We start from the raw sequence: 2,040 nt of genomic DNA, 5'->3' as shown, positions 1-2,040 counted from the left end.
AACACGGTCCACCTCCTCGTCGTCGACGCACACTCCGGCGCCCAGCCGCTGCCGGCGTTCTCGCACAAGACCGAGCTGCGGCTCGCCGAGACCCTGGACCCCGACGGCCGCGTCAGCGAGGCCACCGCCGACCGTCTCGTGGCGTTCGTGCGCGAGTGCCTCGTCGTCGCAGAGGACCAGGGCGTCAGCGACCTCTTCGCCTTCGCGACGTCGGCGCTGCGCGAGTCACCCAACGGAGACGCCGTCATCGAGCGGGTGCGGCGCGAGACCGGTGTCGAGCTCGAGGCCCTCAGCGGCACCGACGAGGCGCGCATGACGTTCCTCGCGGTGCGCCGATGGTTCGGCTGGTCGAGCGGGCGCCTGCTCGTCGTCGACATCGGCGGCGGCTCGCTCGAGCTCGCGAGCGGCCTCGACGAGGAGCCCGACGTCGCCCTCAGCCTCCCGCTCGGCGCCGGACGGCTGCACCGCGACCACCTCCAGGGCGACCCGCCGTCCGACGAGCAGGTCTCCGCGCTCCGCAAGCACATCCGTGCCGAACTGGCCCGGGAGATCCGGCCGATCCTCCGGTCCGAGACGCCGAACCGGAGCGTCGGCACCTCCAAGACCCTGCGTTCCCTCGCCCGGATCGCCGGTGCGGCCCCGTCCGCCGAGGGGCCCTTCGTCCCGCGCTCCCTCTCCCGCGAGGACGCGTCCGCCATCGCACGCCGGCTCCGGACGATGACCATCGAGGAGCGCGCCACCCTCCCGGGTGTCTCCGCCGCCCGGGCGCCGCAGCTGCTCGCGGGCGCCCTGGTCGCGGAGGCGGTCATGGACCTGCTGTCGATCGAGTCGCTCGAGATCTGCCCCTGGGCGATGCGCGAGGGGCTCATCCTCCGGCACCTCGACCACCTCGACGCCTGACGGGGTGGGCCGGGCTCGCGCGGGGGAATGCCCGAGAATGTTCCCCATGACGATCCGGATCGGTCTGTCGACGGCGTCGGTGTACCCCGCCAACGCGGCCACCGCCTTCGCCACCGCGGCCCGGCTGGGCTACACCGCGATGGAGGTCATGGTCTGGACCGACCCGGTCTCCCAGGAGGCCGGTGCGCTCCGCGCGCTGAGTGAGCTGCACGGCATACCGATCGTCTCCATCCACGCGCCCACGCTGCTGCTCACCCAGCGCATCTGGGGCTCCGACCCATGGGGCAAGATCGACCGCTCGATCGAGCTCGCGCACGAGGTGGGCGCGGACACGGTCGTGCTCCATCCGCCGTTCCGCTGGCAGCGTGAGTATGCCGCCCAGTTCGTCGAGGGGGTCGCCGAGCGAGAGCGCGCCTCGGGTCTCAAGCTCGCAGTGGAGAACATGTTCCCGTGGATCACCGCCCGGCGGGAGATGCTCGCGTACCTGCCGCACTGGGACCCGGTCGGGCAGCCCTACCGGCACGTGACGCTCGACCTGTCACACGCGGCGACGGCTGGTGTCGACGGGCTCGAGATGGCGCGCGAGCTGGGTCCACGGCTGGCACACCTTCACCTGACGGACGGGCGGGGCACGTTCAAGGACGACCACCTGGTCCCGGGACACGGCGTCCAGCCGTGCTCGGAGGTCCTCCAGCTGCTCGCCGACACCGGTTACGAGGGGCACGTCATCGTCGAGATCGGCACCCGCAAGCTGACCCCGGACGAGCGGGAGATCGACCTCATCGAGGCGCTCACCTTCGCCGAGCTCAACCTCATGCCCGCCCGGGGCGACAGCCGGATCTGATGCCGCATCGGGTGCGGCGACTCACCCGAGCTCCGTTCTCCGTCGAGTGAGCGCGTCGTCCCGGGAGTCACACGTCGGTCAGGCCAGGCCGAGGGCCCCAGCCTCCTCCCACAGCTCCGCACGGACGGACGGGTGAGCGGCGCACTCGATGATCGCCCGGCACTGCTCCCGCTCGTCGTGGCCCCAGAGCGGCGCGATGCCGTGCTCGGTCACGACGGCGGACTGCTGGAACGAGGTGACCGGCTCGTCGAGCAGCGGCACGATCGTCGAGACGTCCGCCTTCGGGTGCCAGGACC

The 2,040-nt window shown here is 72.1% G+C and carries 3 protein-coding genes; 2 read left to right on the top strand and 1 reads right to left on the bottom strand.

The features are described from left to right. Both ACTHJJ_RS04800 and ACTHJJ_RS04795 read left to right on the top strand, forming a co-directional pair. Nucleotides 1-900: Ppx/GppA phosphatase family protein (locus ACTHJJ_RS04800; RefSeq protein ID WP_440301797.1), on the top strand; the 900-nt coding region annotated here is incomplete at its 5' end. 46 nt (nucleotides 901-946) lie between these two features. Beyond that, entirely contained in the window at nucleotides 947-1,744 is a 798-nt protein-coding gene (locus ACTHJJ_RS04795) for a sugar phosphate isomerase/epimerase family protein (protein WP_440301796.1), read from the top strand. A gap of 78 nt (nucleotides 1,745-1,822) precedes the next feature. Here the strand turns inward: ACTHJJ_RS04795 and ACTHJJ_RS04790 are convergent. Continuing rightward, nucleotides 1,823-2,040 (bottom strand): acetyl-CoA hydrolase/transferase C-terminal domain-containing protein (locus ACTHJJ_RS04790; RefSeq protein ID WP_440301795.1); only part of this gene is annotated, 218 nt, incomplete at its 5' end.

Source organism: Intrasporangium sp. (assembly GCF_051961875.1).
In the GTDB taxonomy this organism is placed as follows: Bacteria; Actinomycetota; Actinomycetes; order Actinomycetales; family Dermatophilaceae; genus Intrasporangium_A.
The sequence above is the reverse complement of the archived record's forward strand: the minus strand, read 5'-3'. Positions and strand labels throughout refer to the sequence as shown.